Source organism: Opitutus sp. sgz309028 (assembly GCF_059821195.1).
Genome location: NZ_JCAMRR010000001.1, coordinates 942,655 through 967,252, shown reverse-complemented (window position 1 = coordinate 967,252; position 24,598 = coordinate 942,655). Strand labels below are relative to the sequence as shown.

General features: G+C 65.9%; 16 protein-coding genes. 10 read left to right on the top strand and 6 right to left on the bottom strand.

The annotated features are described in order from the left end of the window. Positions 1 to 47 precede the first annotated feature (47 nt). From AC6RV7_RS03590 to AC6RV7_RS03565, 6 genes are all read left to right on the top strand, one after another. Positions 48 to 1,589, top strand: a complete 1,542-nt coding sequence (locus AC6RV7_RS03590; RefSeq protein ID WP_500092533.1) for a sulfatase family protein — start codon at positions 48 to 50, stop codon at positions 1,587 to 1,589. 79 nt (positions 1,590 to 1,668) lie between these two features. Continuing rightward, a complete protein-coding gene (locus AC6RV7_RS03585; RefSeq protein ID WP_500092532.1) occupies positions 1,669 to 3,126 on the top strand; it encodes a sulfatase family protein in 1,458 nt (485 codons plus the stop codon). Positions 3,127 to 3,131: 5 nt separating this feature from the next. Continuing rightward, positions 3,132 to 5,486 carry a DUF4962 domain-containing protein gene (locus AC6RV7_RS03580; protein WP_500092531.1) on the top strand — a complete coding sequence of 785 codons (2,355 nt, stop codon included), beginning with the start codon at positions 3,132 to 3,134 and terminating at the stop codon, positions 5,484 to 5,486. Further along, positions 5,483 to 6,577, top strand: a complete 1,095-nt coding sequence (locus AC6RV7_RS03575; RefSeq protein WP_500092530.1) for a glycoside hydrolase family protein — start codon at positions 5,483 to 5,485, stop codon at positions 6,575 to 6,577. Before AC6RV7_RS03580 ends, AC6RV7_RS03575 begins: the two co-directional genes overlap by 4 nt. After that, a complete protein-coding gene (locus AC6RV7_RS03570; protein WP_500092529.1) occupies positions 6,570 to 8,066 on the top strand; it encodes a sulfatase family protein in 1,497 nt (498 codons plus the stop codon). The genes AC6RV7_RS03575 and AC6RV7_RS03570 overlap by 8 nt, the downstream gene beginning before the upstream one ends. Before the next feature lie 8 nt (positions 8,067 to 8,074). Beyond that, the gene (locus AC6RV7_RS03565; protein ID WP_500092528.1) at positions 8,075 to 9,511 is read left to right on the top strand and encodes a sulfatase; all 1,437 of its coding nucleotides are present in this window, start codon (positions 8,075 to 8,077) and stop codon (positions 9,509 to 9,511) included. Between the two features lie 8 nt (positions 9,512 to 9,519). Here AC6RV7_RS03565 and AC6RV7_RS03560 read toward each other — a convergent pair whose 3' ends face one another. Further along, positions 9,520 to 10,548, bottom strand: a complete 1,029-nt coding sequence (locus tag AC6RV7_RS03560) for a LacI family DNA-binding transcriptional regulator (RefSeq protein WP_500092527.1) — start codon at positions 10,546 to 10,548, stop codon at positions 9,520 to 9,522. Positions 10,549 to 10,649: 101 nt separating this feature from the next. On the opposite strand from AC6RV7_RS03560, the gene AC6RV7_RS03555 reads away from it, so the two are divergent. Together AC6RV7_RS03555 and AC6RV7_RS03550 are read left to right on the top strand one after the other, a co-directional pair. Next, positions 10,650 to 11,957 carry a glycoside hydrolase family 88/105 protein gene (locus AC6RV7_RS03555; RefSeq protein ID WP_500092526.1) on the top strand — a complete coding sequence of 436 codons (1,308 nt, stop codon included), beginning with the start codon at positions 10,650 to 10,652 and terminating at the stop codon, positions 11,955 to 11,957. A 100-nt stretch (positions 11,958 to 12,057) separates the two neighbouring features. After that, on the top strand, positions 12,058 to 13,269 hold the full coding sequence (locus AC6RV7_RS03550) for a Gfo/Idh/MocA family protein (RefSeq protein ID WP_500092525.1): 1,212 nt from the start codon (positions 12,058 to 12,060) through the stop codon (positions 13,267 to 13,269). A gap of 147 nt (positions 13,270 to 13,416) precedes the next feature. Here the strand turns inward: AC6RV7_RS03550 and AC6RV7_RS03545 are convergent, their stop codons facing one another. From AC6RV7_RS03545 to AC6RV7_RS03525, 5 genes are all read right to left on the bottom strand, one after another. Beyond that, positions 13,417 to 14,934, bottom strand: a complete 1,518-nt coding sequence (locus tag AC6RV7_RS03545) for a sodium:solute symporter family protein (RefSeq protein WP_500092524.1) — start codon at positions 14,932 to 14,934, stop codon at positions 13,417 to 13,419. Continuing rightward, positions 14,931 to 15,245: a hypothetical protein gene (locus AC6RV7_RS03540; protein ID WP_500092523.1), complete on the bottom strand. Its 315-nt coding sequence runs from the start codon at positions 15,243 to 15,245 to the stop codon at positions 14,931 to 14,933. Before AC6RV7_RS03540 ends, AC6RV7_RS03545 begins: the two co-directional genes overlap by 4 nt. Continuing rightward, a complete protein-coding gene (locus AC6RV7_RS03535; protein WP_500092522.1) occupies positions 15,242 to 16,759 on the bottom strand; it encodes a DUF8769 domain-containing protein in 1,518 nt (505 codons plus the stop codon). Before AC6RV7_RS03535 ends, AC6RV7_RS03540 begins: the two co-directional genes overlap by 4 nt. Before the next feature lie 211 nt (positions 16,760 to 16,970). Beyond that, a complete protein-coding gene (locus AC6RV7_RS03530) occupies positions 16,971 to 19,145 on the bottom strand; it encodes a TonB-dependent siderophore receptor (protein WP_500092521.1) in 2,175 nt (724 codons plus the stop codon). Positions 19,146 to 19,498: 353 nt separating this feature from the next. Then, positions 19,499 to 20,623: an alginate lyase family protein gene (locus AC6RV7_RS03525; RefSeq protein WP_500092520.1), complete on the bottom strand. Its 1,125-nt coding sequence runs from the start codon at positions 20,621 to 20,623 to the stop codon at positions 19,499 to 19,501. 12 nt (positions 20,624 to 20,635) lie between these two features. Between AC6RV7_RS03525 and AC6RV7_RS03520 the strand changes: the two genes are divergently transcribed. After that, positions 20,636 to 21,946: a substrate-binding domain-containing protein gene (locus AC6RV7_RS03520; RefSeq protein WP_500092519.1), complete on the top strand. Its 1,311-nt coding sequence runs from the start codon at positions 20,636 to 20,638 to the stop codon at positions 21,944 to 21,946. Positions 21,947 to 22,222: 276 nt separating this feature from the next. Continuing rightward, the gene (locus AC6RV7_RS03515; protein WP_500092518.1) at positions 22,223 to 24,595 is read left to right on the top strand and encodes a TonB-dependent siderophore receptor; all 2,373 of its coding nucleotides are present in this window, start codon (positions 22,223 to 22,225) and stop codon (positions 24,593 to 24,595) included. The last annotated feature ends 3 nt before the right edge of the window (positions 24,596 to 24,598 follow it).

Below are 24,598 nucleotides of genomic sequence, written 5' to 3'. Positions count from 1 at the left end.
CATTCCTGCCACGGCGGGGAAGGGCGAACCTCCTGCGTGGGGCCGCATTGGGCGTCGTCCTGCCACTCGCCGGATTTGTCTCGGCGGCACGGGCGGCCGTCGCCGCCCCGCCCAACGTGGTGGTGATCGTCGCCGACGATCTCGGCCTCGGCGACGTGTCCTGTTACAACCCGCAAAGTGCGTGGCGCACCCCGGCCATCGACCGGCTCGCACGAGAGGGCCGGATGTTCACCGACGCGCACACCGCGTCGTCGCTTTGCACGCCGAGCCGTTATGCGCTGCTCACCGGTCGTTACGCGTGGCGCGGACGCTTGAAGCACGGCGTGCTCGACGGCTACGGCGCCGATCTGATCGAGCCGGGCCGTCTCACGCTTCCAGGCCTGCTGCGGCAACACGGCTACACCACCGCGGCGATTGGCAAATGGCACCTCGGTCTCGACTGGATCCGCAATGGCGCTGCGCCGGACGCCGTCGATTACACCCAGCCTTTCGGCGGCGGTCCGCTGGCGCATGGTTTCAATCGGTTCTTCGGCATCAGTGCGTCGCTCGACATGCCGCCGTATGTGTGGCTGCGCGACGATCGCGTCGTGACGCCGCCCACCGGCCGCGTCGCCGACAGCGACGTGCCGAAACTCTGGCGCGCCGGACCGATCGCGGCCGATTTCAAAATGGAAGACGTGCAGCCGCGGCTCACGCAGGCGGCGATCGATTACATCGGTGAGCGCGCGACCGCGCCGGATCGCCGGCCGTTTTTCCTCTATCTCGCGTTTGCCGCGCCGCACACGCCGATCCTGCCGCAGCCGCCGTTCGCCGGCTCCACCGGCACGACCGACTACGGCGATTTCGTCGCGCAGGTCGACGCCGACATCGGTCGCGTGATGGCGGCGCTGGAGCAACACGGTTTGTCGGACCAGACGGTCGTGGTTTTCACCTCGGACAATGGTTTCGCTCCGGCCGCCAGCGTGCCCGCGCACCGGCAGATTGGCCACGACCCGAGCGCCGGCTTTCGCGGTTACAAATCGGATCTTTTCGACGGCGGACACCGCGTGCCGCTGATCGTGCGCTGGCCGGAGCACGTGCCGGCCAACACCCGTTGCGCGGAACCGGTCGGCCTCGTCGACTGGCTCGCCACCTGTGCCGATGTGGCGGGTGTTGAGCTGCCGGTCGACGCCGGCGAGGACAGCGTGAGTTTTGCGCCGCTGCTGCGCGGCGCGGACGGCGCCCCGTCGCCACGCGCGCTCGTGCATCACTCGGGCGAGGGGCGATTCGCGATCCGCCAGGGAAAATGGAAACTTCTCCTCTGGCCCGGTTCGGGCGGCTGGAGTTCGCCGACGCCGGCGCCGAGCCGCTGGCTGAAGGTGGAAGCGTCCGATCTTTCGCAGTTGCCGCCCTATCAACTTTACGACCTGAGCGTCGACTCTGACGAACAGCACAACGTCGCCGCAGCTCATCCCGAAGTCGTTCAGCGTCTCGGCCGTTTGCTCGCCGATTACGTCGCGCGCGGACGCAGCACCCCCGGCCCGTCGCGCCCGGCCGTCGTCGACGCCGCCTGGCCCGAGGCCGCGTGGATGAAGGAATTTGGCAATTAAGTCTTTTCCCGAAACGCCAAACCCTCGACCGCGTTTCGTGCGTCATTCTCCGGGTTCCCCTCCGTTTCCTTTTCCCACCATGAAACGCCTGCTTCTCGCGTGGACCTTTGGCGCCGCCTGCCTGGGCGCGTCCGCGGCCCCCAACGTTTTGTTCATCATGACCGACCAGCAGATCGCCGACGGGCTGAGCTGCCGGATGGGTAATCAGTATCTGAATACGCCGGCGCTCGACAGCCTGGCCGCGCGGGGGACGTTCTTCACCCGCGCCTACGCGCCGAATCCGCTCTGCATGCCGGCGCGCAATTCTATCTTCACCGGCCGCTATCCGCACGAGACCGGCGTGACGGACAATACCCCGATGTATTCCGGCATGAAGCTCGATCCCGCCGAGTTTCCGCTGATGGGCACGTATTTCCGCCGCGCGGGTTATCACACCGGCTACTTCGGCAAGTGGCATCTCTGCGCCGATCCGAAGCAGCTCGACGCGCACGGCTTCGACCAGCTCGACACCCGCCAGAAGGATGCGACGACCGCGGATCGCGCGATCGAGTTTCTCCGCCAGCGTCATGACCGGCCGTTCCTGTTGGTGACGAGTTTCCTGAATCCGCATAACGTCGCCGAGCTGACGCGCGGCCAGCCGCTGTCGAACGGGCCGATTGGCGAGCCGCCCGCGCTGGAGGAGCTCCCGCCGCCGCCGGTGAACCTGGCGCCGCCGGCGTTCGAGCCGGACACGATGACCCTGATCCGCCGCGGTTATCACGCGAACCGGCGCCTTTTTCCGGTCGGCAATTTCCCGCCTTCGGTCTGGCAGGCGATGCGCTGGGGCTATTACCGCCTGATCGAAAAAGTCGACGCCGAGATCGGTCGCGTGCTCGCCGTGTTGCGCGAGCAGGGACTCGAGGAGAACACGCTCATCGTGTTCGTCAGCGATCACGGCGAATGCGCCGGCGCCCATGGGTTGTCGCAGAAAACCGTGTTCTACGAGGAGGCGGCGCGCGTGCCGCTGATCGTGTGCGCTCCCGGCGAAACGCAGGCGCGCACGTCCGACGCGTTCGTCAACATCGGCATCGATCTGCTGCCGACGATGCTCGACTACGCCGCGATCGCGAAACCCGCGAAACTTCGCGGCGAGAGCCTGCGCGCGCTCGCCCGCGGCGATTCGGTGCCACAGTGGCGCGACGAAATCATCAGCGGCAATCACATGTCGCAGGGCGGCAAGGTCGGCGATTTCGTGCCGATCACGGAAGGCCGGATGGTCCGCACGGAGCGCTACAAATATTGCGTCTACGCGCATGGCGACCAACGCGAGTCGCTGGTCGATCTCGTCGACGATCCCGGCGAGATGGTCGATCTCGCGAGCGATCCGGGCTATCGTGACATCGTGCACGAGCATCGCGAGCGCCTGCGGCGTTTCGCCATCGAAAAAGGCGATACCCGTGCGCTCGAGCTGCTCGCCGACGACGTCGCGCCGCGGCCTTTCGAACGCATTGCCACGCCGCGTCGCCCGACTGAACCCGATTCCGCCCGCACCGATTGAAGCCCATGCTCTCCTCCCGATTCCTTGTTCTCGGCTTGATTGCGCTCGTCGCGAGTGCAACCGCCGCGCCTGAGTTCCTGCACCAGAGCCGGCCGGTGCGACTCGACCCGTTTGCCGAGAGTCCGGTGCAGATCAATCCGCCATCGTTCCGTTGGCCGGCGAGCGAGGAGCCCGCGACCTATCGCCTCGAGTTTTCCCGCGACGGGAAGTTTGCCGCGGCCGAAAGCGCGACGACCACGGACCTGTTTTACCGCCCGCTCGCGCCGTTTGCGCCGGGAAAATGGTTCTGGCGCGTCCGCCGCGAATCGCCGGCGCCGGGACCATGGCTCGGGACGGAGTCGTTCGAGGTCAGCGCCGAGCTGCCGCGCTGGCCCGTGTCCTCGTGGCAGGAATGGCTCGCGCGCGTGCCGACGGGTCATCCGCGCGTGTATTTTACGGCGGAGGAAGTTCCGTCCCTGCGGCGCCGGGCAGCCGCGCTCGGCCAGGATCTGGCGCCATGGATCGAGGAAACGAAACGCGATCTGGAGAAACCGTATTCGCTCGAAACGTGGACGAGCCAGGTGCCGCCGGGCGTGGATCCGTTTTCTCCCGAAAGCCCGGATCGGAAGAAACTCATCTGGGCCACCAAGAGCGCAGCGTCGGCTGCGTCGCGCCCGGCGGTGAACGGCGCGTGGCTGTGGTTTGCGACGGGCGATCCATGGTATCTCGAACGCGTCAAGGCGCGCGCGCTGTTGATCGCCACCTTCGATCCGGACGGGTTCATCTCGGAGCGCAATACGGGCCACGATCGCGGCAACGTCGATTTCGGCAATTCGACCTTCGTGCACGATCTCGGCGTGATCTACGACCTGTTGCACGACGAGTTCACACCCGAGGAACGCGCCCGGATCCGCGAGGCGATCGCCGCGCGTACGGCGCCGATTTTTTCCAAGGTGCGTCGCGCGCCACTCGAGCTCATGCGCGCGCATGCGTGGCAGCACGGTTTCTTCGACGCGCTCGTGGGCGCGCTCGCCATCTACCGCGAGGACCCGCGCGCCGAGGCCTGGGTCGATCTCGGGCTGCGGTCGTTCGTGGCCTTTTACCCGTGGTATGGCGGTGACGACGGCGGCTCCCAGGAGGGCCCGCGCTATTTCCACGGTGCGGCGATGCTCGCCTCGCTCAACACCCTCGACGTGTTCCGGTCCGCGTTCGGACTGCGGCTGGAAGACCACAACCCGTGGTTCCGCAACAATCCCTATTTCCTGTTGTATTCATATCCTCCCGACAGCCTGCAAACGCATCTCGGCGACAGCAACCCGGGTCAATACGACGAAGGCGACGACCGCCGCACGCCCGGCGGCAAGGCCCGCATCGCCGCGCGCCGCATGGCGGAGCTCTATGGCAACGGCTACATGACGAGCTACGCGGCGAACCTTCCCGACAATCGCGTGAATTACACGCTCTCCGAATATCTCCGTTGGGCCCAACCGGAGTTGCCCGCGGCCAAGCCGTTGAGCGAGCTGCCCGCGGCGCGGTTGTTCTCCGATGTCGGCGTCGTGTTCACGCATTCGAAAATCGAAGACCCGGAGGAGAACGTGCGGCTGATCTTTCACGCTTCCCCTTTTGGCGGCCAGGGCCACGCGCACGCGGATCAAAACAGCTTTCACCTCATCGCCTACAACGAGCACCTGCTGATCGATTCCGGCTACTACACGCCGACGGGCGATCCGCATCGCGAAAAATGGACGGTGCAAACGCAGGCGCACAATACGATCCTCGTCGACGGCACCGGTCAGAAGTGGGGCGGCACGACCGGCTACGGCAAGATCGCGCATTTCGAATCACACGACGGCTGGGTGTATTTCATCGGTGACGCCGCGCCCGCGTATCGCGAGGCGCCGCTCGAACGTTTCGATCGCCACATCGTTTGGCTCAAAGGCGACGCGGTGCAGACCTACGTGATCGTCGACGATCTCGCATCGGCCGGCGGTGTGGCGCGGCGCTTCGACTGGCTGTTGCACGCAGAGAAGGAAATGAAAGTCGACGCCGCCACGCAGACCGTGCTCGCCACGGGCGAGAAGGGCGAAGCGCGCGTGCAGTTTCTCGCGCCGAACCAGCTGACGTTCGCGCAAACCGATCAGTTCACCGTGCCCGCCGTCTACTGGCGGCGGGGGAAGAATTTTCCGCTGCCGAATCAATGGCATCTCACCGCCACCCCGGCGCCGTCATCGCAGCAGCGCTTCATTGCGGTCGTGCAGGTTTCGAAACGAGGTGTATCCAAACCTTCATTGCAGCCGGTTCCGCAAGGCGTCGAAACCGCCGGCTGGCGCGTGCGGCTGCCAGACGGCAGCCGCCGGCTCGTCATCGAAAAACTTCCATGATGTCACTCCTTCATTCCACCCACCGGCGCGGCGTCCTCGCTTTTTTTGCTCTTTTGCTCACGGCTGCGGGCCTGCAGGCCGCGCCGTTTTCGGTGCGCGCCGCGCGGGTCGGCGATGCGCCGATCGTCGCTCCGGCGATGTTGACGGGCAAGGAGGGCGACAGCATCAACGGCCCTTCGCTGCTCCGCGTGCCCGACTGGGTGCCGAATCCGCTCGGGCGCTACTACCTCTATTTCGCGCATCACAACGGCAACTACATCCGCCTGGCGTATGCGGATCGTCCCGAGGGCCCGTGGAAGATTCACGAGGGCGGCGTGTTTGCACTCGCAGCGCAGAACGTCATCGCCGGTCACATCGCATCGCCCCACGTCGTCGTCGATGAGCAGCAGAAACGTTTGTATCTGTTCTATCACGGCAACAACCCGCGGAAAAACGAGATGAAGCTCGAAGGCGACGTCGAGGGCGGTCAGCTGACGGGCGTGGCGGTATCGTCCGACGGACTCGCGTTCGAATCGCTCAACCGCGTCGTCGGTCCGGCCTATCTGCAGGTGTTTGCTTACGACGGACGCTGGTTCGCGCTGAATCACAGCGGCGTGCTGCGCGAGGCGAAGCAGATTGGCGAACGCTTCGAACCGGTGGTGAAGGTCATCGGTTCCGACATTCTGGAGGCCGTAGATCCCGCGCGCCGCGGCGAGCCGGGCGCGACGCCCGCGGAGCAGCGTCCGCCGAACGGGCCGTTTCGCTATTCGATCCGTCACATCGGCGTCGACGTCGCCGGCGACCGTCTCGTGGTTCACTTCTCCTGCGTCGGCCATCGTCCCGAGCGCATCCTCTGCACGGTGGTGAAACTCGCGGGCGATCCCAAGGATTGGCGCGCGCGTGGCACCCACGAAGTTCTGCAGCCGGAGCGCCCGTGGGAGGGCGGCGATCTGCCGCTCGCTTATTCGCGCGGCGGCATTTCCACCACGCCCGTGCGCGAACTGCGCGATCCAGCCGTGCTGCGTGAAGACGGAAAGGCGTGGCTCGTCTACTCTATCGCCGGCGAACATGGACTCGGCCTGGCCGCGCTGCACTATGCGGGGAATGATTGAGCGTTTCCGACCTCTGCTCGCGCTGGCGGGCGCGATGGGATTGCTGAGCACGCCCGCCATGGCGGCGCCGGTCTCGTCACCGCCCAACATCGTCATCATCATTGGCGACGACATCAGCGCCGAGGATCTCGGTTGCTTCGGCAATCCCGGCATCCGGACTCCGAATCTCGACCGGCTCGCGGCGGAGAGTCTGGTTTTCGACAACGCCTACGTGACCACGTCGAGTTGCAGTCCGAGCCGCTGCAGCATTTTAACGAGCCGATATCCGCACAACCTCGAGACCGCGTCCGAGCTGCACGGCGCGCTGCCGGCCGGAATTCCGTTTCTGCCGCGGATTCTGCGCGACGCGGGCTACTACACCGTGCAGTCGGGCAAGGCGCATTTCGGCGAGACGCCGGGTCGCGTCACGGGACCGGCGCTGACGGCATTCGACGTGATGGGCGATGGCGAACTCGACGAGCTTTACGGCGGACGTGGCGGGGAGAATCGCTGGGTCGACCGGCTGCGGGAGCGTCCGCAGGACCGGCCGTTTTTCATGTGGTTCGCCGCGCACGACGCGCATCGGATTTGGGATGCGGATTCGTTCACCGGCTTCGCGCGTCCCTCCGACGTGCGCGTGCCGCCGTATCTGGCCGACACACCGGAAACGCGGGCGGATCTTGCGCATTACTATGACGAGATCATGCGGCTCGATTATTATGTCGGCGAAGTGATGCGCGAGCTGGCCCGGCAGAAGGTGCTCGATCACACGATGGTCATTTTCCTTTCCGACAACGGCCGGCCGTTTCCGCATTCGAAAACGCGGCTGTATGACGACGGCATCAAGACGCCGTTGATCGTCCGCTGGCCGGGCGGCATCGCCCAGCCGCGGCGCACGGCGTCGCTCGTGAGCACGATCGATCTCGCGCCGACGCTGCTGGAACTCGCCGGCCTCCCGCGACCCGCGAGCTTCCAGGGCGTGAGCCTGGTGCCGCTGTTTCGCGACGCGCGCGCGACCGTGCGCGACTACGTTTTCGCGGAGCAGAACTGGCATAACTTCACCGCGCACGTGCGGATGGTGCGGCAGGGCGATTTCGTCTACATGCGCAACGCCTGGCCCGATCTGCCGCTTCCCGGCGCGTCGGATACGTTCTACACGCCGAGCGCCGACGCGCTGAAACGTCTCCGTGACGACGGTGCGCTCACGCCGTTGCAGGCCGACGTGTTTCTCCAGCCGCGTCCGGCGGAAGAGTTCTACGATCTCGCGAATGACCCGGATCAAACCCGGAATCTCGCGCTGGAAACAGAGCCGCCCGCTGCATTCGCGTCGTTGCGCGCGGCGCTTGATCGGTGGACGCAAGAAACGGGCGACACGGTTCCGCGCCAGCCGACCGCGTCGAACATCGACCTCGCCACCGGCCGGCGACTGGAGATGCGTCGCGGCGAGCCTCCCGGCGCAGCGGCCCGCGCGGCCCAGATCAACGCTCCCGGCCCCGTGCGCCATCCGTGAGACTTCCCATGAATTCGCCTATCCTGCGAATGAGCCGGCGATTCCTGCTGGCGGCCTGGCTGATGCTTCCGCTGTTCGCCGCGCCACCGCCTGATCGGCCGAACGTGCTCTTCCTCATCGCCGACGACCTCAATTGTGAGCTTGGCAGTTACGGCGCGACGGAGATGAAGACGCCCAACATCGACGCCCTCGCCGCGCGCGGCGTGCGTTTCGAACGCGCCTACTGCCAGTTTCCGAACTGCTCGCCGAGCCGCTCGTCGTTCCTTACGGGACGCAAGCCGGACGTCACCGGCGTGAAGGTCAATCCCGCACCGACGCATCCGTTGTCGCCCCACTTTCGCGAGCGTTTGCCGGAGACGGTGACGCTGCCGCAGTTGTTCAAGAATCACGGGTGGTATGCCGCGCGCGTCGGGAAACTTTATCATTACGGCGTGCCGAAAGACATCGGCACCTCGAGTCTCGACGATTTTTATTCCTGGGAGCTGGTGGTGAATCCACGCGGGCGCGATCGCGAGAACGAGTCGAAGATCTTTTCGCTGAAACCGGGTCCGTTCGGCGGGACCTTGAGCTGGCTCGCGGATGACGAAGGCAAGGACGTGGATCACACCGACGGCATCGGCGCGACCGAGGCGATCGAGTTGCTCGAGCGGTTTCAACGCGAGCGCCGCCCCTTCTTCCTGGGGGTCGGCTTCTACCGGCCGCACACCCCGTTCGTCGCGCCAGCGAAGTATTTCGACCTTTACCCGCTCGACCGGATCCAACTTCCGGATACGAGCGAAGACGATCGTGCCCGTCGCCCAGCCCTCGCGTATGCGAGCGCGCGTCCGGAACAGGATCGCGCGACCGACGATCTGCGGCGCCGCGCGATCCAGGCGTATCGCGCGTCGACGTCGTTCATGGATGCGCAGGTCGGCCGCGTGCTGTCGGCGCTCGAGCGCCTCGGCCTCGCGGAGAACACGATCGTCGTGTTCACGAGCGATCATGGGTATCATTTGGGCGATCACGGACTCTGGCAAAAGCAGAGCTTGTTCGAACGCGCGACGCGCGTGCCGTTGATCATCGCGGCACCGGGGGCGAAAGCGAATGGACGCGCAACGCCCGGTGTGGCCGGGCTGATCGATCTGTATCCGACCCTGGCGGACCTGTGCGGGCTCCCGGCGCCGGAGTATCTGGATGGCGTGAGTCTGCGCCCCGTCTTGGACGATCCGACGGCGCGGCCGCGGCATCAAGTGGTGTCGCAGGTCTGGCGCGGGCCGGGCCGGGCCGGTTACGCGCTGCGGACCGAGCGCTGGCGCTACATCGAATGGGAGAGCGGTCCGTCGGACACGCAGCTGTTCGACATGGAGAACGATCCGCGCGAAACGCGAAATCGCGCACACGATCCGGAGTTGGCCAGCGTGGTCGCCGAACTCGGTGCAATGCTGGCGCGGGAAAAAGCGCTCTGAGCGGCCGCTCAGAGTTTTTCCCGCGGCGCCCGACGCAAGGTCGGGCCATCGACCCAGCGGCCGCTGACCATGATCGTGTGAGGATCGACGGGCAGCCCGCGTTCGTTGCGATGAATCTGGGCGACGACGGAATCGACCGCCGCGATGCCCTGCAGCTCGGGGCGCAGGTCCAGCCCGGCACACGGGCGGCCGCGCTCGTTCCAGTTCAGGTTGAAAAATCCGGCCCGCTTCGGGATCGCGATCCCCGCCTGGCGCAGCCACAGGATCGCCTCGTCGACGTGGCCGATGACCAGGTCGAGCTTGTGCCGGCGATGCCACGCCAAAAACGCCTCGGGCGTCATCGTCGTCTCGATCAGCAACGGCGCGTCGCCGATGCCGCCCTGCAGTTCCTGGAACGAGCGAAACGCCGCGGTCCACTTGTTGAGAAGACGCTCGTCCTTGTAGCGCTCGATGAAGAGGCCGATTTTGCGGTAGCCGAGCGCCCGCAGCCGGACGAGGGCGTTGTTGAGCGTGAGATGATGATCGATCGCCACCGTATTGACCGAGAGGGCGAGCGAGCCGTAATCGATCTCGGCCGAGGCGAAGTGCTCCCACGGGAAGCCGTTCGCGGCGTCGGTGAGTTTTGAATACAAAAAGATCACGCCCTGTACGCCGCGCGCGCGCAGCATCCGGCCGAGCGCCGGCGCGGTGAGCGTCGCGGGATCGAGCCCGAGCACGTCGACGCGGAAGCCGAGCTCGCGGGCGCGGGCGCGGCCCGCGTCGATCATCACCTGCTGCATCGGCCGCGGCCGCGGCTGCTCGGGCGAGGCGACGTGCACGATCGCAAGATTCCCGAGGAAGCGATCGGTGCGCGCGGCGCGGACGTGCGCCATCAGCGAACCCACGAGGTGGTTGCGGTTGTAGCCGAGCCGGCGCGCCTCCGCCTGCACCTGGGCGCGCACCTCGGGCCGGACGTTGGGGTGGCCGGAGAGCGCGCGGGAGGCGGTCGAGGCGGAGAGCCCGCACCGTTCGGCGAGCGTGCGAAGGGTGGCCTTCATTGCAACGCATGCAAAAGTGGCGCGCTGACGGTCGCGAACAAGTCTAATTTCGTCGGCGGCACGGAAATCCCGCAGGTGGGCTCCGTGAACTCTTTCCCGCTATGGCTTACCCCTTTGGCTCCGGCCGCCGCACCTTCTGCCGGCTTTTCCTCACGCTCGGTCTTTCCGCCGTCGGTCCCGCCTTGTCGGCGGCGACGGAGGTCGATCTTTCCGGTCGCACGGACGCCTCCATTCGCGAAGTGCTCCGGCGCGTGGCGCATCATCATGTCCGCCCGCTGCGCGACGGCGAATATCCGGCGGGCGCCGATCTGGCCGCCGCGCGTCGGGCACGACCGCCCGAGGGCATGCAGTGGACCTACCCGTGGGGTGTCACGATCTACGGAATGCAACGCGCCGGCGCGGCGCTCGGCGACCGGGCGGTGCTCGACTTCGTGCGGGAGCACAACCGCATCGTCGGCCGCTACTACGCGTGGTTCGCCGCTGTCGGCGAGAAGGACGGACATTCGGCGGCGTGGGACGCGTTCGTGCGCGACGACCGCAACACGCCGCTGCGGCGGCTGATGTTGCTGGGCAACCTCGATTTCTGCGGCGCGATGGGCGTCGAGATGCTGGAGGAGCGGTTGCGTCATCCGGACACGGATACACCCGAACAGCGGGCGGTCATCGCGCGCGTCGCCGACTGGATTGTCAACCGGCAGTTCCGTCTCGCCGACGGCACCGTGTGGCGGCCCGACCGCACCGACGTGGCCGAGCGGATGCCGCCCGGCACGCTCTGGATCGACGACCTTTACATGGCCTGCCCGTTCCTCGCGCGCTGGGCGCAGTTCACGGGCGACGGCCGTCACCTGACCGACGCCGCGCACAACATCATCGAGATGGCGTCGCGACTGCAGGATGAGGACGGCCTCTGGTATCACGCGTATTTCGAGACCGCAAAGAAAGCGTCGCCGTGGAAATGGGGCCGTGCGAACGGCTGGGCAATGGTGGCCACGGTGGAGGTGCTTTCGGCGATGCCCGAAAACCACCCGGACCGGCCTGCGTTGCTGTCGATTCTTCGCCGGCACATCGACGGTTTGAAACCGTTGCAGGCCGGCTCCGGGCTCTGGCGCCAGGTGCTCGACCGGGCCGAGCTGTGGGAGGAGACCTCCTGCTCGGCGATGTTTGCCTACAGCATCGCCCGCGCGGTGAACCGCGGCTGGATCGACGCCTCGTATCTTCCGATGGCCCGGCGCGCGTTCGAGGGCGTCTGTGGCAACGTCACCCCGGAGGGCGTCGTGAAGGGCACCTGCCAGGGCACGAACATCGGACTCGATCTCGACTATTACATCCACCGCCAGCGGCCCGACGACGACCTGCATGGACCGGGCGTGGTGCTCCTCGCAGGAGCGGAGTTGCTGGCCGCCCAATGACCGAGGCGGCCCGTTTCCGACGTGTGAGAGAAAAACGGATACAGGTCAGGCCGGATGCGCCGGCGGGCTGGCGGCGGGGCCGGCCGGGAGGGCGCGCTGCATGATTCGCGCTGCGCTCGTGGGAGTCTCCGGCTACGGCCGCTGGCACCTGCTGATGGCGATGGAGCAGACGCTGCTCGGCCGCCTGCAGCTGGTCGGCGCGACCGTGATCAACGCGTCCGAGCAACAGGCGGTGTGCCGCCGCCTGGCCCGCCAGCGCGTGCCCGTTTTCGCGTCGTTCGAGGAGATGATGACGGCGCTCGCCGGCTCGATCGACCTGTTGCTGCTGCCGACCGGCATTCAATGGCATGCGCCGATGACGATCGCGGGACTCCGCGCCGGCGCGCACGTGCTCGTTGAAAAGCCGATCGCGCCGACGCTGCAGGACGTCGACGCCATCGTCGCCGCGCGCGACGCCGCCCAGCGCGTCGTGGCCGTCGGGTTTCAGGACCTTTACGTGCCCGCCGCGCATGATATCAAGCGCCGCGTGCTGGCGGGCGAAATCGGCGCGTTGCGGCGCGTCGTCGTGATCGGGCAATGGCCGCGGTCGTCGAGTTATTACTCGCGCAATCTCTGGGCCGGCCGACTGCAGGTCGACGGGGCCTGGGTGCTCGACTCGCCCGTGAGCAATGCCTTCGCGCACTTCCTCATGCTGGCGCTGTTCTGGGCCGCACGCACGCCGCGCGGAGTGGCGGAGCCCGTGGAGCTGGATGCGGAGCTTTATCGCGCCGGTCCGATCGAGAGTTTCGACACCGCCAGCCTGCGCGTGCTGACCCACGAGGGCGTGGAGATTCTGTTCTACGGCACGCATGCCGGTCGCGAGGAATTCGTGCCCGAGGTGAAGCTGATCGGCGATCGCGGCGCGATCACCTGGCTCTACGAACGCACCTACACCATCGAGCGTCCCGGGGCAGCCAGCGAAACTTTGTCGGTTCCCGACCAGCTCGATACCCGGCTGCAGGTGCTCGATTCCACGTTGAGCCGGATCGAAACTGGCGAGGGGTTCATCGTGACGCCGGAGATGGCGCGCGAACACACCCGCGTGATCAACGCGCTGCACGAGCATTTCCCGATCCACGGTGTGGCGACCTGGCATGTCGACGCCGAGTCCGATGCGATGGGCACGTTTCATCAGATCAAGAATCTGGATACGCTAGTGGCGCAGGCGGCGGCCCGCGGCGTCCTGTTCAGCGCCGCCGGGGCGCCCTGGGCGCAACCGTCCGCCGGCGCGTGTTGCGTCCGCGGCTACCGGCGGTTCGGCGGCGTCAAATAGACACGGTCACACGGCCGCCCGTGCAGAAAATAAGGTGAGGCGTGTGTCCGCACGCGCCGTCGTTGGACGCGCGCTGGCCGGATCTTTTCGCCCGCAACCACGGGCGCTCGCGAAACTCAGGGCGGCCGGGACGGCCGCCCCGACCTTTTATTTCCCGGACTTCAGGTCCCAGAGCGTCAGGCCGCGGAGGGACGCCGGCTCGGGCCGCCGGCCGAAGACGAGGCTCGCGACGTAGCCGATCAGCATGCAGGTGGCGATCGCGATGAACGCGTGCAGGAAGACACTGAGCGTCGTGTAAGTTTGCACCCACCAGGTCACCGCGATGCTGGCGACCGCTCCGGTGAGCACGCCGGGCGCGTTGGCCCGACGCGTCAACAGGCCCAGACCGAAAACGCCGGGAAATCCGCCGCCGATCAGCGCGAGGAGTTTCAAATACTGGTCCCAGAGCGACGGCACGTGCAGCGAGGCGATGAACGCCGCCATCGCCGTGCCGAGCGCGCCGGCGATCACGGTCGTGAGACGGGCCGTGCGGGCGCGCTGTTGATCGGTGCGCGGCCGATCCTTCGTTTCGATGAAATCAGTCGCGATCATCGCGGCTGACGAGTTGAGGGCGCTCGAGAGCGCGCCCATCGCGGCGGCGAACAGCGCCGCGATCACGAGTCCGACGATCCCGTGCGGCATCTCATTCGCGATAAAATAGGGGAAGATCGCGTCGTTCGGCAGCGCCGAGGACAACCGCTCCGGATGCGCTTGGTAGAACACCCACAATGCCGTGCCGACAAAGAAGAAGATGATCGTGCTCGGGATGCCGATCAACGTGCCGAGAATCACGGTGTGTTTCGCCGCCTGCTCGTCGGTCGTGGCGAGTGCGCGCTGCATCAACGGCTGATCGGCGACCTGGGTGAACACCGAACCGAGAAACATGCCGATGAAGACCCACACGGTCGGCTGCGAGGGGTCGAGCGACCAGGAGACCATTTCGAATTTTCCCGCCGCGGTGCCTTCGCGGATGATGCCGGCGAGGCCGCCCTCGATGCCCTGCGCCATGAACGCGATCGCGAGAGCCACGCCGCCGAACGTCACGCTCACCTGCAAGACGTCGGTCCACACCACCGCTTCGAAGCCGCCTTCCATCGCGTAGATCGTGGTGACGACGCCCATCAGGAGGATGCTCAGGTAAACGTTGAGTCCCGTCACGGTCGCCAGCGCGAGGGCCGGGAGCAGCATCACGACGCTCATGCGGCCGCAGACTTTCATCAACACCGCGAGACCGGCGCCGAGGAGTCGCACCGGCCGGCTGAAGCGCCGTTCGAGATAATCGAAGATCGTGACGAGCCGCAGCCGGCGCAGCAGTCCGACGAAAAACAAGCCGACCACGAGACCAGCCAGCGATTGCGCCGGCCCGGAGCCGAAGACCAGCCAGTCGGTCTGAAATGTCTTCGCCGGCAGCGCCATGAAGCTGATGCTGCTGGCACCCGTCGCGAAAAAACTGATACCGGCGGCCCACCAGACGACGCGGTTGTTGGCCAGGAAGAAGTCGCCGCCTGACCGTCGCCGGCGCGCGCACCACCAGCCGATGCCGAGATTGGCGGAGAAAAACAGGGCGAGGGCGAGGTAGTCCGCCGCGACGAGCGTGCGGACCGGGAGGGCGTCGCCGGGAGTCAAGACGCGTCCTTTCCCGGTGAGAAAACCTTGGCCGCCAGCGCGAGCGCGGACGCGCGCGCCTGGTCGCCAGCGACGACGGCGCCGATCAAATGCCAGCAACCGCTGCGCTGCTTGCCCGCCGCATACCACGCGTTGTGTTTGCGGTGCGCTCCGACGAGGCCGTTCGCGTCGGGCTCGCCGGTCGTGCTGGTCAGCGATTGAAACAAATCGGCCGGCAGCGTCCGCAGCAGCTGGTATTCGGAATCGAAGGACCGCGCGTGGCCGACCGCGGCCAGACAAAGCGGGAGTAACAGGAAGCGGAATAGTCTCATAGCGAAAGGGAAGTGACGATCCGCGGGCGGAGCAGGAGACGCGTGGCGCCACGGTAGGTGACGTCGACGAAACCGTCGCCTGCCTGTGCGGAGAATCCGAGCGCGTCGTCGTCGATCTGCACCTTGAGCCCGGGCAACGCCCAGTGTTGGCGGGCGATCTTCTCCACCGCGACTCCGGGCACCGAGATGCGGAACGTGCTGTCGCCGATTGCGCGGATCGACAGCGCATGCGCGGCGGCTTCGGCGTCGACTCGCGGCGACTGGATCAGTGCGATCCAACCGAGCGTGTCGGGGCCCGCGCGCCAATGAATCGTCGCGGGACGAAATTGTCCGGTCGGACCACGAGCCTCGCGCGAGAGTCCGGTGTGTTCGGCGCCGATCATGAGGTCGCGGCCGAGCCACGCGGTCGCGATGCGTTTGCCGTCGGCGATCGGCCGGCGGAGCAGACGCTCGCCGGAAAATTGCGTGAAGTGCGGGAGCGCGTCGGCCGGGATCTCGGCGCCCAGTAGCGCAAAACAAGGTCCGAAGAGGAAATCGCGACCATGATCCATTTTCGTGGCGAGCGGCGGCAGCGGCACTTCGTCCAGCGGCAACGCGAGCCGCAACCAGACGCCGGTGAGCGATACGTAACGCTGCAGGTCCATGCCGTAGGTGCGATCGAACGGCCCGGCGAGGTTGTGCAAATCCGCGTGATAAAACTTCGCGATGTCACGCCAGAGCGCTGCTTCCATCTCCGCGCCGCGTTGGCGCAGGAGCGGCGTCGCACCGTGACGGCGCAGCAGTGCGAGGCCGTAGAGATCGACGCCGTAATAGGTGGGCGAATTGAACTCGTCGAATGACTGGTGCGGAGCGAACTCCGCATGCACGGCCTTGATCCAGGTTTCGCTCGCGCGAACCCAATCGGGCCGGTTCAGCCGCTGGCCGGCGTAGCCTTGGAGGAAGCCATGCATGAGCGCGATGTTGGTGTAGGACGGACGCAGGCGGCCGTGTTGCAGTTCACCGCTGACGGCGCGTTCGAGGCTGCGTTCGATCGCCTCGCGATCCGCGACCGGGATGCGGTCTTCATATTCCAGGAGCAGCAGCGCAAAGGCGCTGCCGATGAACTGGCGCCAGTTGGGATCGTAATCGTGCCAGATCTTGGCGTCGTGGCGCGGCTGCGCTTCCTCCGCCGTGCGGTAGAACGTGCCGTCCCACGGGGCGCCGGGCGCGTCGATTTGTTGCGCGAGGACGGCGCGGAGCGCAGCGAGCGCGCGTTCCCGATCGCCGGGCTGATCGCGCGCCATGAGGCCGAGGACATACCACGAGGAGGCGCGCACGCCGTGGCTCTCGTGTTTTTCGTTGTTCCACAGCAGTCCGGCGCGCGCATCCCAGAGCGCGTCGAACAGACGCGCGGCGTCGGCGACCAGATCGCGTGCGCGCGGGGAGAGCTCGGGGGAAGCTCCGGCGGGCGAAAGGGCGACGCTCAAAGCCAGCAGGGGAACGAAGGGGACAAGGAGGCGGGAGAGGAAGCGCACGGGGAGCAAAAATACGGGGTGCAAAAACTCGAAGGCCGGACGGCGACAAGGCCAATGGTGGGCCGCTGCATGCGTTGCAAACTTCGCGAAATAAAAACGGGATGCCCGGCAGGTGTTCGGCCGCGGGAGCCGCGGCGCGCCGCGGCGGCTCCCGCAGTCGCGGAGAAAGCAAACGCGGGCAGGCTGTGGTCACGAGCCGGCCCGGTGAAGTTCAGAACTTCGTGCGCAGGGTCAGGAAATATTCGCGCGGATTCGTCCAGTTGATGCTGCCGCCGAGATTCCGTTCGTTCGTCAGATTATTCACGTTGAGCGAGACGGCGATTTTGCGGCCGAAGATCGAAACCGGATAACGAATCAGCGCGTCGAGGCGATAACTCGCGTCCGTCTCGATCAGCGGACTCACGAGATAACCGCTGTCCCAGCGCACACCGCCGCCGAGCTCCAGGCCGGCCCACTTGCCGGTCGTGCGGATGTATTTGGCCCAGAGATTCAGCGCGTGCTCCGGTGTTTGTTCGAAGATCGTGCCGATGCGCGCGGGATCCTGCGCGGCGGTGGTCTCGCGCGTCCACATCCACGCATAGGACAGCAGGACCTGGACATTGCGCACGGGGCTCGTGACGAAGTCGGCCTCGAGGCCGCGGGACGTTTCGGTGTTACCGAAGAAGTAGAACGGATCGCGGCCCTCGCGAATTTCGCGCGCGGTGTCGCGCGTCGCGGTGTTGGAACGCTCCACCTCGAAAACCGAAATGGTGCCGGAGACTCGGCCATCGAAAGCGTCGGTCTTGAGTCCGAGTTCATAGCCGCGGCCCTCGATCGGTCCCGCCGCGTTGCCGTCGGCGTCGAGCGCGTTTTGCGGCTCGAGCGATTCGCTGTAGGAGGCGAAGGCGGAGAAGTGGCGGTTGAGCTTGTAGAGCACGCCGGCCTGCGGTGTGACGCGAGTTTGGTGGATGTTGTCGGAAGGATTGACCGCCGGCAGGCTGTCCCAGTGGAGCGTCTGCCGGAGCAGATTATAGCGCGCGCCGCCGACGAGTTTCAGGCGGTCGGCGAACAGGCTGATCGAATCGATGACGTAGAAGGCGTTGGAGCTTTCCTTGATGCGGCGGTTGTCGTTCCACGGGCCGTCGCCGGTGCGGTTGCCGATCTTTTCGAGCAGCTCCCAGCCGCGGAGCGGATACTGCGGCGCCATGGTCGGGAACTGGGGGAACGCGCCGGTGGCCGGGTTGTAGTTGAACTGCGGACCCTGGCGGCCGTTCTTTCGGCCGAAGCCGGGCGTGCGTTGCCGGACTTCGTTCGACTGGTGACCGATCATCAGCGTGTGCTTCAACGCGCCGGTGGCGAAGTTGCCCATCACCGTGTTCTTGATGTCCCACGAGTCGCGATAATTGGCGAAGTCGCCGAAGCGGATCGCGACGGTGCCGGCATTGGCCCCGGCATTCTCGCGCGTGCCCTGCGTGCGCAGCACGCGGAAGTTGTCCTCGGCGCCGTTGGCCTCGAGCCGGTAGTGGAAATTCTGCGACAGTTGCACCCGCACATCGAGGTCGACGGTCGAGGACGTGTAATCCCGGAACGAATCCGGGCCGCCAAGATTGTAGCGAAAACCCTCCGGATCGCCGGACGGATAGATGCGGGCAAGGTCCTGCTGGTCGTTCGTGACAAACAGGTAGGTGCTCTGCTGGTCGGAGATGTTTTGGAAAATGTGTTCGTAATCCAGGGTGATCTCGACCCGTTCCGACGGGCGGAACGTGAGCGAACTGCCGACGTAGTTGCCGCGATCGTGCCAGAAATCGCGGAAGCCCTCCGCGGTGTAGGCGCCGGCGCCGATGCGATAGGCAAACTTGTCGCCGACCGGCGCCGTGTAGTCGAACTCGGCGCGATAGCGTTGATCGGAGCCAAACAGGAGCTTCACCTCGCCGAACTCCGCGAAGGTCGGTTTGCGCGTAATGTAATTGATGATACCGCCCGGCCGGTTGCTGCCGTGGAAGATCGCGCTTGCGCCCTTGATCACCTCGACACGATCGATGTTCCAGGTGGGAAAGAGCTGGCGGCGGAAGTGTCCGTTGCGCAGCGCGGCGAGGGCGGTGAAGCCGCGGACGCGAAACCGGCTCTCGTTGTCTTCGGCGGTGCGGACGCCCGGCACGAAGTTGAGCGCCTGGCGCAGCTCCTGCGCGGCGGTGTCGGCCAGAAACTCCTCGGTGACGACGTTGATGGCGATCGGCGTGTCGAGGATGTCGGCGTTGATGCCGGTGGCCGTGATGGAGTTGAGCGCGCGGTAGCCGTGCGTGTTGGCCGTGATGGTGAAAGGCGACAGGACCACGGGATCGTCCTTCGCGGAGGTAACGTTGGCGGCTTCGGAAACCACTTGGCCGGAAAGGCCGGTGGAGAGCATGGCTGAGGCAGCCAGCGAGACGAGGAGGCTTCGGGACGAAGCCAACGACGGGAGGTGCATGTTGTTTGGGGTGGGAAGCCACCGGCCGGTGCCGGGGCGGCGCGGGACTATGCGAGCGACCCTGCACTGGTCAGCGGCGCCGCCTTGCAAGCGTTGTGACGCAGACATTTGGAGAAACGCCCGCCTCTACCACAGCCCATGTTGCAACGCTTCCAATGGTCCCCCCGCGTCACACGACCCGCTGCAAAGAGCCCCAACAGAGTGTCATATAATGTATGACACTCTGTTGGGGCGCCGGCGTTGTCGAAAAGCGGTGCGCTCCCCGGCGCCCAGCGCGCGTGGAGGTATTCTCGTTAAGGCGCGGGGTGCCAGAGCAGGGGTTGGCGGATGGGGAAGTTGCGCACGATCTCGGGTTCGCTGGGATCCGCGTCGAGACGTTGCCATAATTCGAGCCAGTCCTGGCGGCCGGCCGCGAGTGCGCCGAAGAGGAGAAAGGGCTGCCGCACCGGCCAGTCGGACCAGTAGAGGACGTCGGGGCGAACGAACGCTTCGCTGCGCACCGGCCCCGTGGGCGAAGGGACGTAACGATGGACCGAGGCGAGCCACGCGTTTTTGTCGGCCACGAAAGGCGCGAGCCATGCGATGCCGGGCAGGACGCCGCGGCCATCGGGTCGGCGATAGCGCACGAGATCTTCGTCAGGCGTCGAGAGCACGACGGCGAGGCCGGCGAGCACGTCGAGATGGAACAGCGAGTAGCCGTAGGGCTTCGTCCGCAGCAGTTCTTCCGGGAAGCTGCCGTCCAGCGCCATCTGGGTGCCGAGATGCATTTCGCGGAAACGCCGACGGCATTCGGCGAGCGCGGATTCGTCGCCGGAGACGCGGGCGAAGCACGCGACCTGCAGTGTCGAGCAGGTGCTGTGATTCGTGCGTGACTGGCTCTCCTCGATGCCGAACGGATGCGTGCGCAGCCACTCGCCGTAGCGACGAAACCAGTCCGTGATCGCGGCGTCCGTTTCCGGCGTGAGCGACGCGGAGCCCCGCAGGGCGAGCACCGCCAGCGCGGGCTCCACCAGATGCAGCGTATCGATGAGACCGATACGGCGTCCGGTCGACCGGCCCCGCACGGCCTGGGCGTAGAGCAGGAACGGATTCATCCGCGTTTCCGGCGCAGCGAACCAGGCGTGGAGGTGCCGCACCGCGGCGGCGGCGTAGCGCTCCTCGCCCGTGAGCCGGTAGGCGGTGGCGAGCGCTCCAACGTGGCCGGCCATCGTCATCATCAGCTCGCGGTGGGCGACGAAGTTGTCCGGGTTGCTGAGTCCGTCGCGGGCGATGTAGGGGCCGGAAGGATTCGCGGGATCCGGCCACCAATAATCGCCATCGGAGGAGAAATCGTGCGGGCCGCCGGCGCTGCGTGGATTGACGACGGACGTGATCGTCCGCACCTCGGCGTCCAGTGCGGCATCCGCGAGTCGAAGCACGCGAGGGCGTTCGTGAGTTGCGAGATCGAAGGAGGAAGCGGGCGTGAGAGCTGCCAGGAAGAGAAAGGCGAGCATGGGTGGCGGGGTTGCGGTGACCATAGATGCGGAGTTCCTGCGGTCTCGCTTCCACGGATGGATGCGTTGCATTCACGCGCGTTTTTCGTGCGGGGCGCTGCAGGCGAGAAGGGGATTGCCTGGGAGAGCAGATCGCTTTTCTTCGCAGCCCACGTGACCGGCATACCCCAGCGCCTCTCCCTTGTCAGTCAGACGGCCGCCTATCTTCGCACGGAGATCGAAAGAGGCGCGTGGGACGACTGGCTGCCGAGCGAACGCGCGCTGTGCCAAAGCCTGCAGGTGAGTCGCAACACGCTGCGGGCAGCGCTGGTGCAGCTGAAGCGCGACCGTGTCATTCGTTCGATGCATGGGGCGGGCAATCGGATTGCGCTGAAGAGCAACCGCCGGGCGGCGCGGAAAAGGGTGCCGTCGCGCGACGTCGGCCTGCTTTCGCCGGAGCCGCTCGAACACTTGCGACCGACGCAAACGTTGTGGATCGATGAATTGCGGGCGCTGCTCAGCGAGCATGGTTGCCGGCTGCACGTATTTCACGGTCGCCAGTATTTTCGCCGCACGCCGGGGCCGGCGCTGGAGAAGCTCGTTGCCCAGCATGATCGCGGCTGCTGGATTCTGACGCTGTCGAACGAGGCGATCCAGCGGTGGTTCAGCGACCGTCGCCTCTGCTGCGTGGTCGCCGGTTCGGTGCACGCCGGGCTGGACCTGCCATCGCGGGATTTGGATCACCGTGCAATGTGTCGCCATGCAGCCGGCACGCTGGTCGGGCTCGGACATCGGCGGCTCGCGCTGATGATTGGCCAGTCGAAGCTGGCGGGTGACATCGAAAGCGAGGCCGGATTCATGGAAGGAGTGCAACGCGCCCGTGCAGCGGCGGCGGAGGGGGTGATCAGCCGTCACGACGGAACAGTCGTGGGAATCGCCCATGCGCTGCGGCGATTGATGGGGTCTTCGTCGCCGCCGACGGCGCTGTTGGTGGCCAACGCCTACCATTATTTAACGGTCGTCAGCCGGCTGGCGCAAGTTGGCGTGCGCGTGCCGCAACAGGTGTCGGTGATTTCCCGCGACGAGGATCCTTTTCTTTCTTTTCTCATGCCGCTGCCGGCGCGCTACGCGGTCAATCCGCGGGCGTTGTCGAAGTCACTGCTGGAGGTGGTTCACGAATTGATGGAGGGGCGCGTGGTGTCGCGACCGACCGTGCGATTGATGCCGGAGTTCATCCGCGGCGAGTCGATTGCGGGAGTGCCCAGTTGATCGGAGTTCCTCGCGTGTGCCGTTCATCGGCGACCTGACGCTGCCGAGATGACGGTATATCCAATTTTCTGCTACGGGGGATCCGGAAAGTCTGGAGCCGTCCCGGCAGAGGGGATGCCAGCAACTGAAGATCGGAGCAGCCGAAGTGGTCTGGAGATGGCACCACCTGTCCGGCATTTCATCGGCTGTCGCCGGACCATAGCAGAGTCACGACCAACGGCTGCGGGCAGGTGCCGCCAGCCGAACCCCTCGACGACCCCCAGCATTCCCCTACCGATGAAACTGAATCCGTCCCTTCGTCCGTTCGCGCTCGCCGCTTCGTTCGGCGTCACCGTTTTGCTCCACGCCCAGACTGCGCCGTCCGCCCCCAAGGATCCGGAAAAGCCGAAGCACGACGAGCCGGTCGTGCTGTCGGTCTTCGAAGTCACGACGAACTCCGATATCGGCTACCTTTCCACGAACGCCGCGGAGGCCACCCGCATGGACACGCCCATCGAGAACATCCCGATGAACGTGACGATCTTCAACCAGCAGTTCATCGAGGACCTGCTCGCCACCGATACTTCCGAGTTGCTCGCCTACGAGGCCGCCACCGTGAAGACGAACGAGAACGACAATTTCCTGATGCGCGGCTTCTCGAATCCGGGGAGCAACTTCCTCAACGGCTTCGCACAGACATCGGGCTTCGGTTCGCAGCCGCTGGCCAACATTGAACGCGTCGAGGTGATCCGCGGACCGGCGGCCGTGCTCTACGGTGCGGGCGGCTATGGCGGCATCATCAATCGCATCACGAAGCAGCCGCGGCCGAACGCATTCGCCAACGCCCGGATGATCTTCAGCGAATACAGCTCGATCCGCACGGAGATCGACGCAAACACGCCGCTGCCTGTTTTCGGAGGCAAGGTCATGGCGCGCGTCAACGGTGTCTACGGTCGCGGCTACAACTGGTTTCACACACGTCTCGAGGAGGACGTGATCGCTCCCTCGCTGCGGTGGGACATCGGTCCGAACACGAAGTTGATTCTGGAATATTTCTACAGTTTCACCAACCGCCCCGGTGGCTGGGCGACGCCGGTGCATGCGGGCGATCCGATCGGCATCACGACCGGCGACGGAATCTATCGCGTCATCCCGCGCGACACGCAGTGGAACAGTCCGGAGGATTTCCGTCACGTGTGGCGGCGGGTGACCTCGGTCGACCTGCGGCACGCGTTCACCGAGAACCTCCAGTTCCGCTCGCAGTTCCAGATGGAGTCGAAGGATCAGCAGTTCGTGGAGACCTTCGGCTCACCGGAGTCGCTGACGATTCTCGAGGACACGGCGTTGACGTCGCGCAGTTGGCGGGAGCTGAATCGCGACGTCGAGAACTACCGCACGCGCAATGAACTCATCTGGAAAGTCCGGACGGGTCCGCTGCAGCGCCGCGCGCTCCTGGGCCACGCCTGGACCGAGCAGTATGACCTCAACCTGAATTACGCCTCGTCGCGTAACTACGGCGGCCTGACCGGAGCCGCGCTGACCGGCCCGGGCAAGCTGACGATCGCGCAGTCCGGCAAGCGGTTCAACTCCTTTCCTGATCTCACCTATGCCGAGTTCCTGGCGAACCCGAATCTCGCCGGCTACAACAAGAATCTGCTGCTGCCGATCAACATCTTCAATCGCGGCGCGGAGCCGCGGCTGCCAGCGATTGCCGATCGTCCGCCGCTCTACGCCGATGCCGAGACGAAAACCTATCTCACGAGTCAGGACTATTATTTCAATGACGTCTTTTCCTTCGCGCAGGATCGCGTCTACGTCTCGGCCGGGGTGCGCCACACGGAGTTCGAGCGCCGCAGCACGAACTGGCTCACCGGCACGTTCCCGAACAAAGTCCGGAACCCGGCTCCGGCGACGGTGCGGACCGAAGCGGAGGGCACGACGCAAAGCCTCGGCGCGGTGGTGCACCTCAACGCGAGCCAGACGCTGAGCCTCTACGGCAATCTCAACAATTCCTTCGAACCCGAGTTTCGCACCCAGCCCGACGGTTCGGCGCTCGATCCGGAGGAAGGCAACCAGAAGGAGGTCGGCCTGCGGTTCACGCTGCTCCGCGGCCGCATTTCGGGTCTCGTGAGCTATTTCGATCTGCTGCAGGACAACGTGACCGTCCCGGATCCGTCGCGCGAGGATTACTACATCCAGCGCAGCGGTCAGCGCAGCACCGGCGTCGAATTCGGCCTGAACGGACGCGTGGCAGATGGATGGCTGATCATGGCGAACTTCGCCGATACCGATGCCCGCGACGAGCGCACCGGCACCGGCATCGACCTGGCTCCGCGTTACCGCTTCTCGATGGTCAACCGCTTCAACTTCTCCAGCGGGAAACTCAAGGGATTGAGCTTCACCGTCGGTTCGATCTACACGGGCGAGCGTCTCCTGACCTCGACTTCCGGCCGGGGCGAGCCCGACTGGGGACCATTGCCCGCCGTGTGGCGTTTCGATCTCGGCGTCGCCTACAAATTCCGTCCCGCCGGCAGCCGCTTCGCCTACGACATCGCGCTCAGCGTCAAGAATGTCTTCGACCGCACGGACCTCTACTACCTCGCGGCGTGGGATCGTGCGACGATCGATCCGGGTCGCGAGTGGCGGGTTTCGGCGCGGGTGCGGTTTTGACGC

What these genes read in the sequence shown, in the direction of transcription:
- AC6RV7_RS03585 (WP_500092532.1), top strand. Translation starts at nt 1,669, where the DNA reads ATGAAACGCCTGCTTCTCGCGTGGACCTTTGGCGCCGCCTGCCTGGGC.
- AC6RV7_RS03580 (WP_500092531.1), top strand. Translation starts at nt 3,132, where the DNA reads ATGCTCTCCTCCCGATTCCTTGTTCTCGGCTTGATTGCGCTCGTCGCG.
- AC6RV7_RS03575 (WP_500092530.1), top strand. Translation starts at nt 5,483, where the DNA reads ATGATGTCACTCCTTCATTCCACCCACCGGCGCGGCGTCCTCGCTTTT.
- AC6RV7_RS03570 (WP_500092529.1), top strand. Translation starts at nt 6,570, where the DNA reads ATGATTGAGCGTTTCCGACCTCTGCTCGCGCTGGCGGGCGCGATGGGA.
- AC6RV7_RS03565 (WP_500092528.1), top strand. Translation starts at nt 8,075, where the DNA reads ATGAATTCGCCTATCCTGCGAATGAGCCGGCGATTCCTGCTGGCGGCC.
- AC6RV7_RS03560 (WP_500092527.1), bottom strand. Translation starts at nt 10,548, where the DNA reads ATGAAGGCCACCCTTCGCACGCTCGCCGAACGGTGCGGGCTCTCCGCC.
- AC6RV7_RS03555 (WP_500092526.1), top strand. Translation starts at nt 10,650, where the DNA reads ATGGCTTACCCCTTTGGCTCCGGCCGCCGCACCTTCTGCCGGCTTTTC.
- AC6RV7_RS03550 (WP_500092525.1), top strand. Translation starts at nt 12,058, where the DNA reads ATGATTCGCGCTGCGCTCGTGGGAGTCTCCGGCTACGGCCGCTGGCAC.
- AC6RV7_RS03540 (WP_500092523.1), bottom strand. Translation starts at nt 15,245, where the DNA reads ATGAGACTATTCCGCTTCCTGTTACTCCCGCTTTGTCTGGCCGCGGTC.
- AC6RV7_RS03530 (WP_500092521.1), bottom strand. Translation starts at nt 19,145, where the DNA reads ATGCTCTCCACCGGCCTTTCCGGCCAAGTGGTTTCCGAAGCCGCCAAC.
- AC6RV7_RS03515 (WP_500092518.1), top strand. Translation starts at nt 22,223, where the DNA reads ATGAAACTGAATCCGTCCCTTCGTCCGTTCGCGCTCGCCGCTTCGTTC.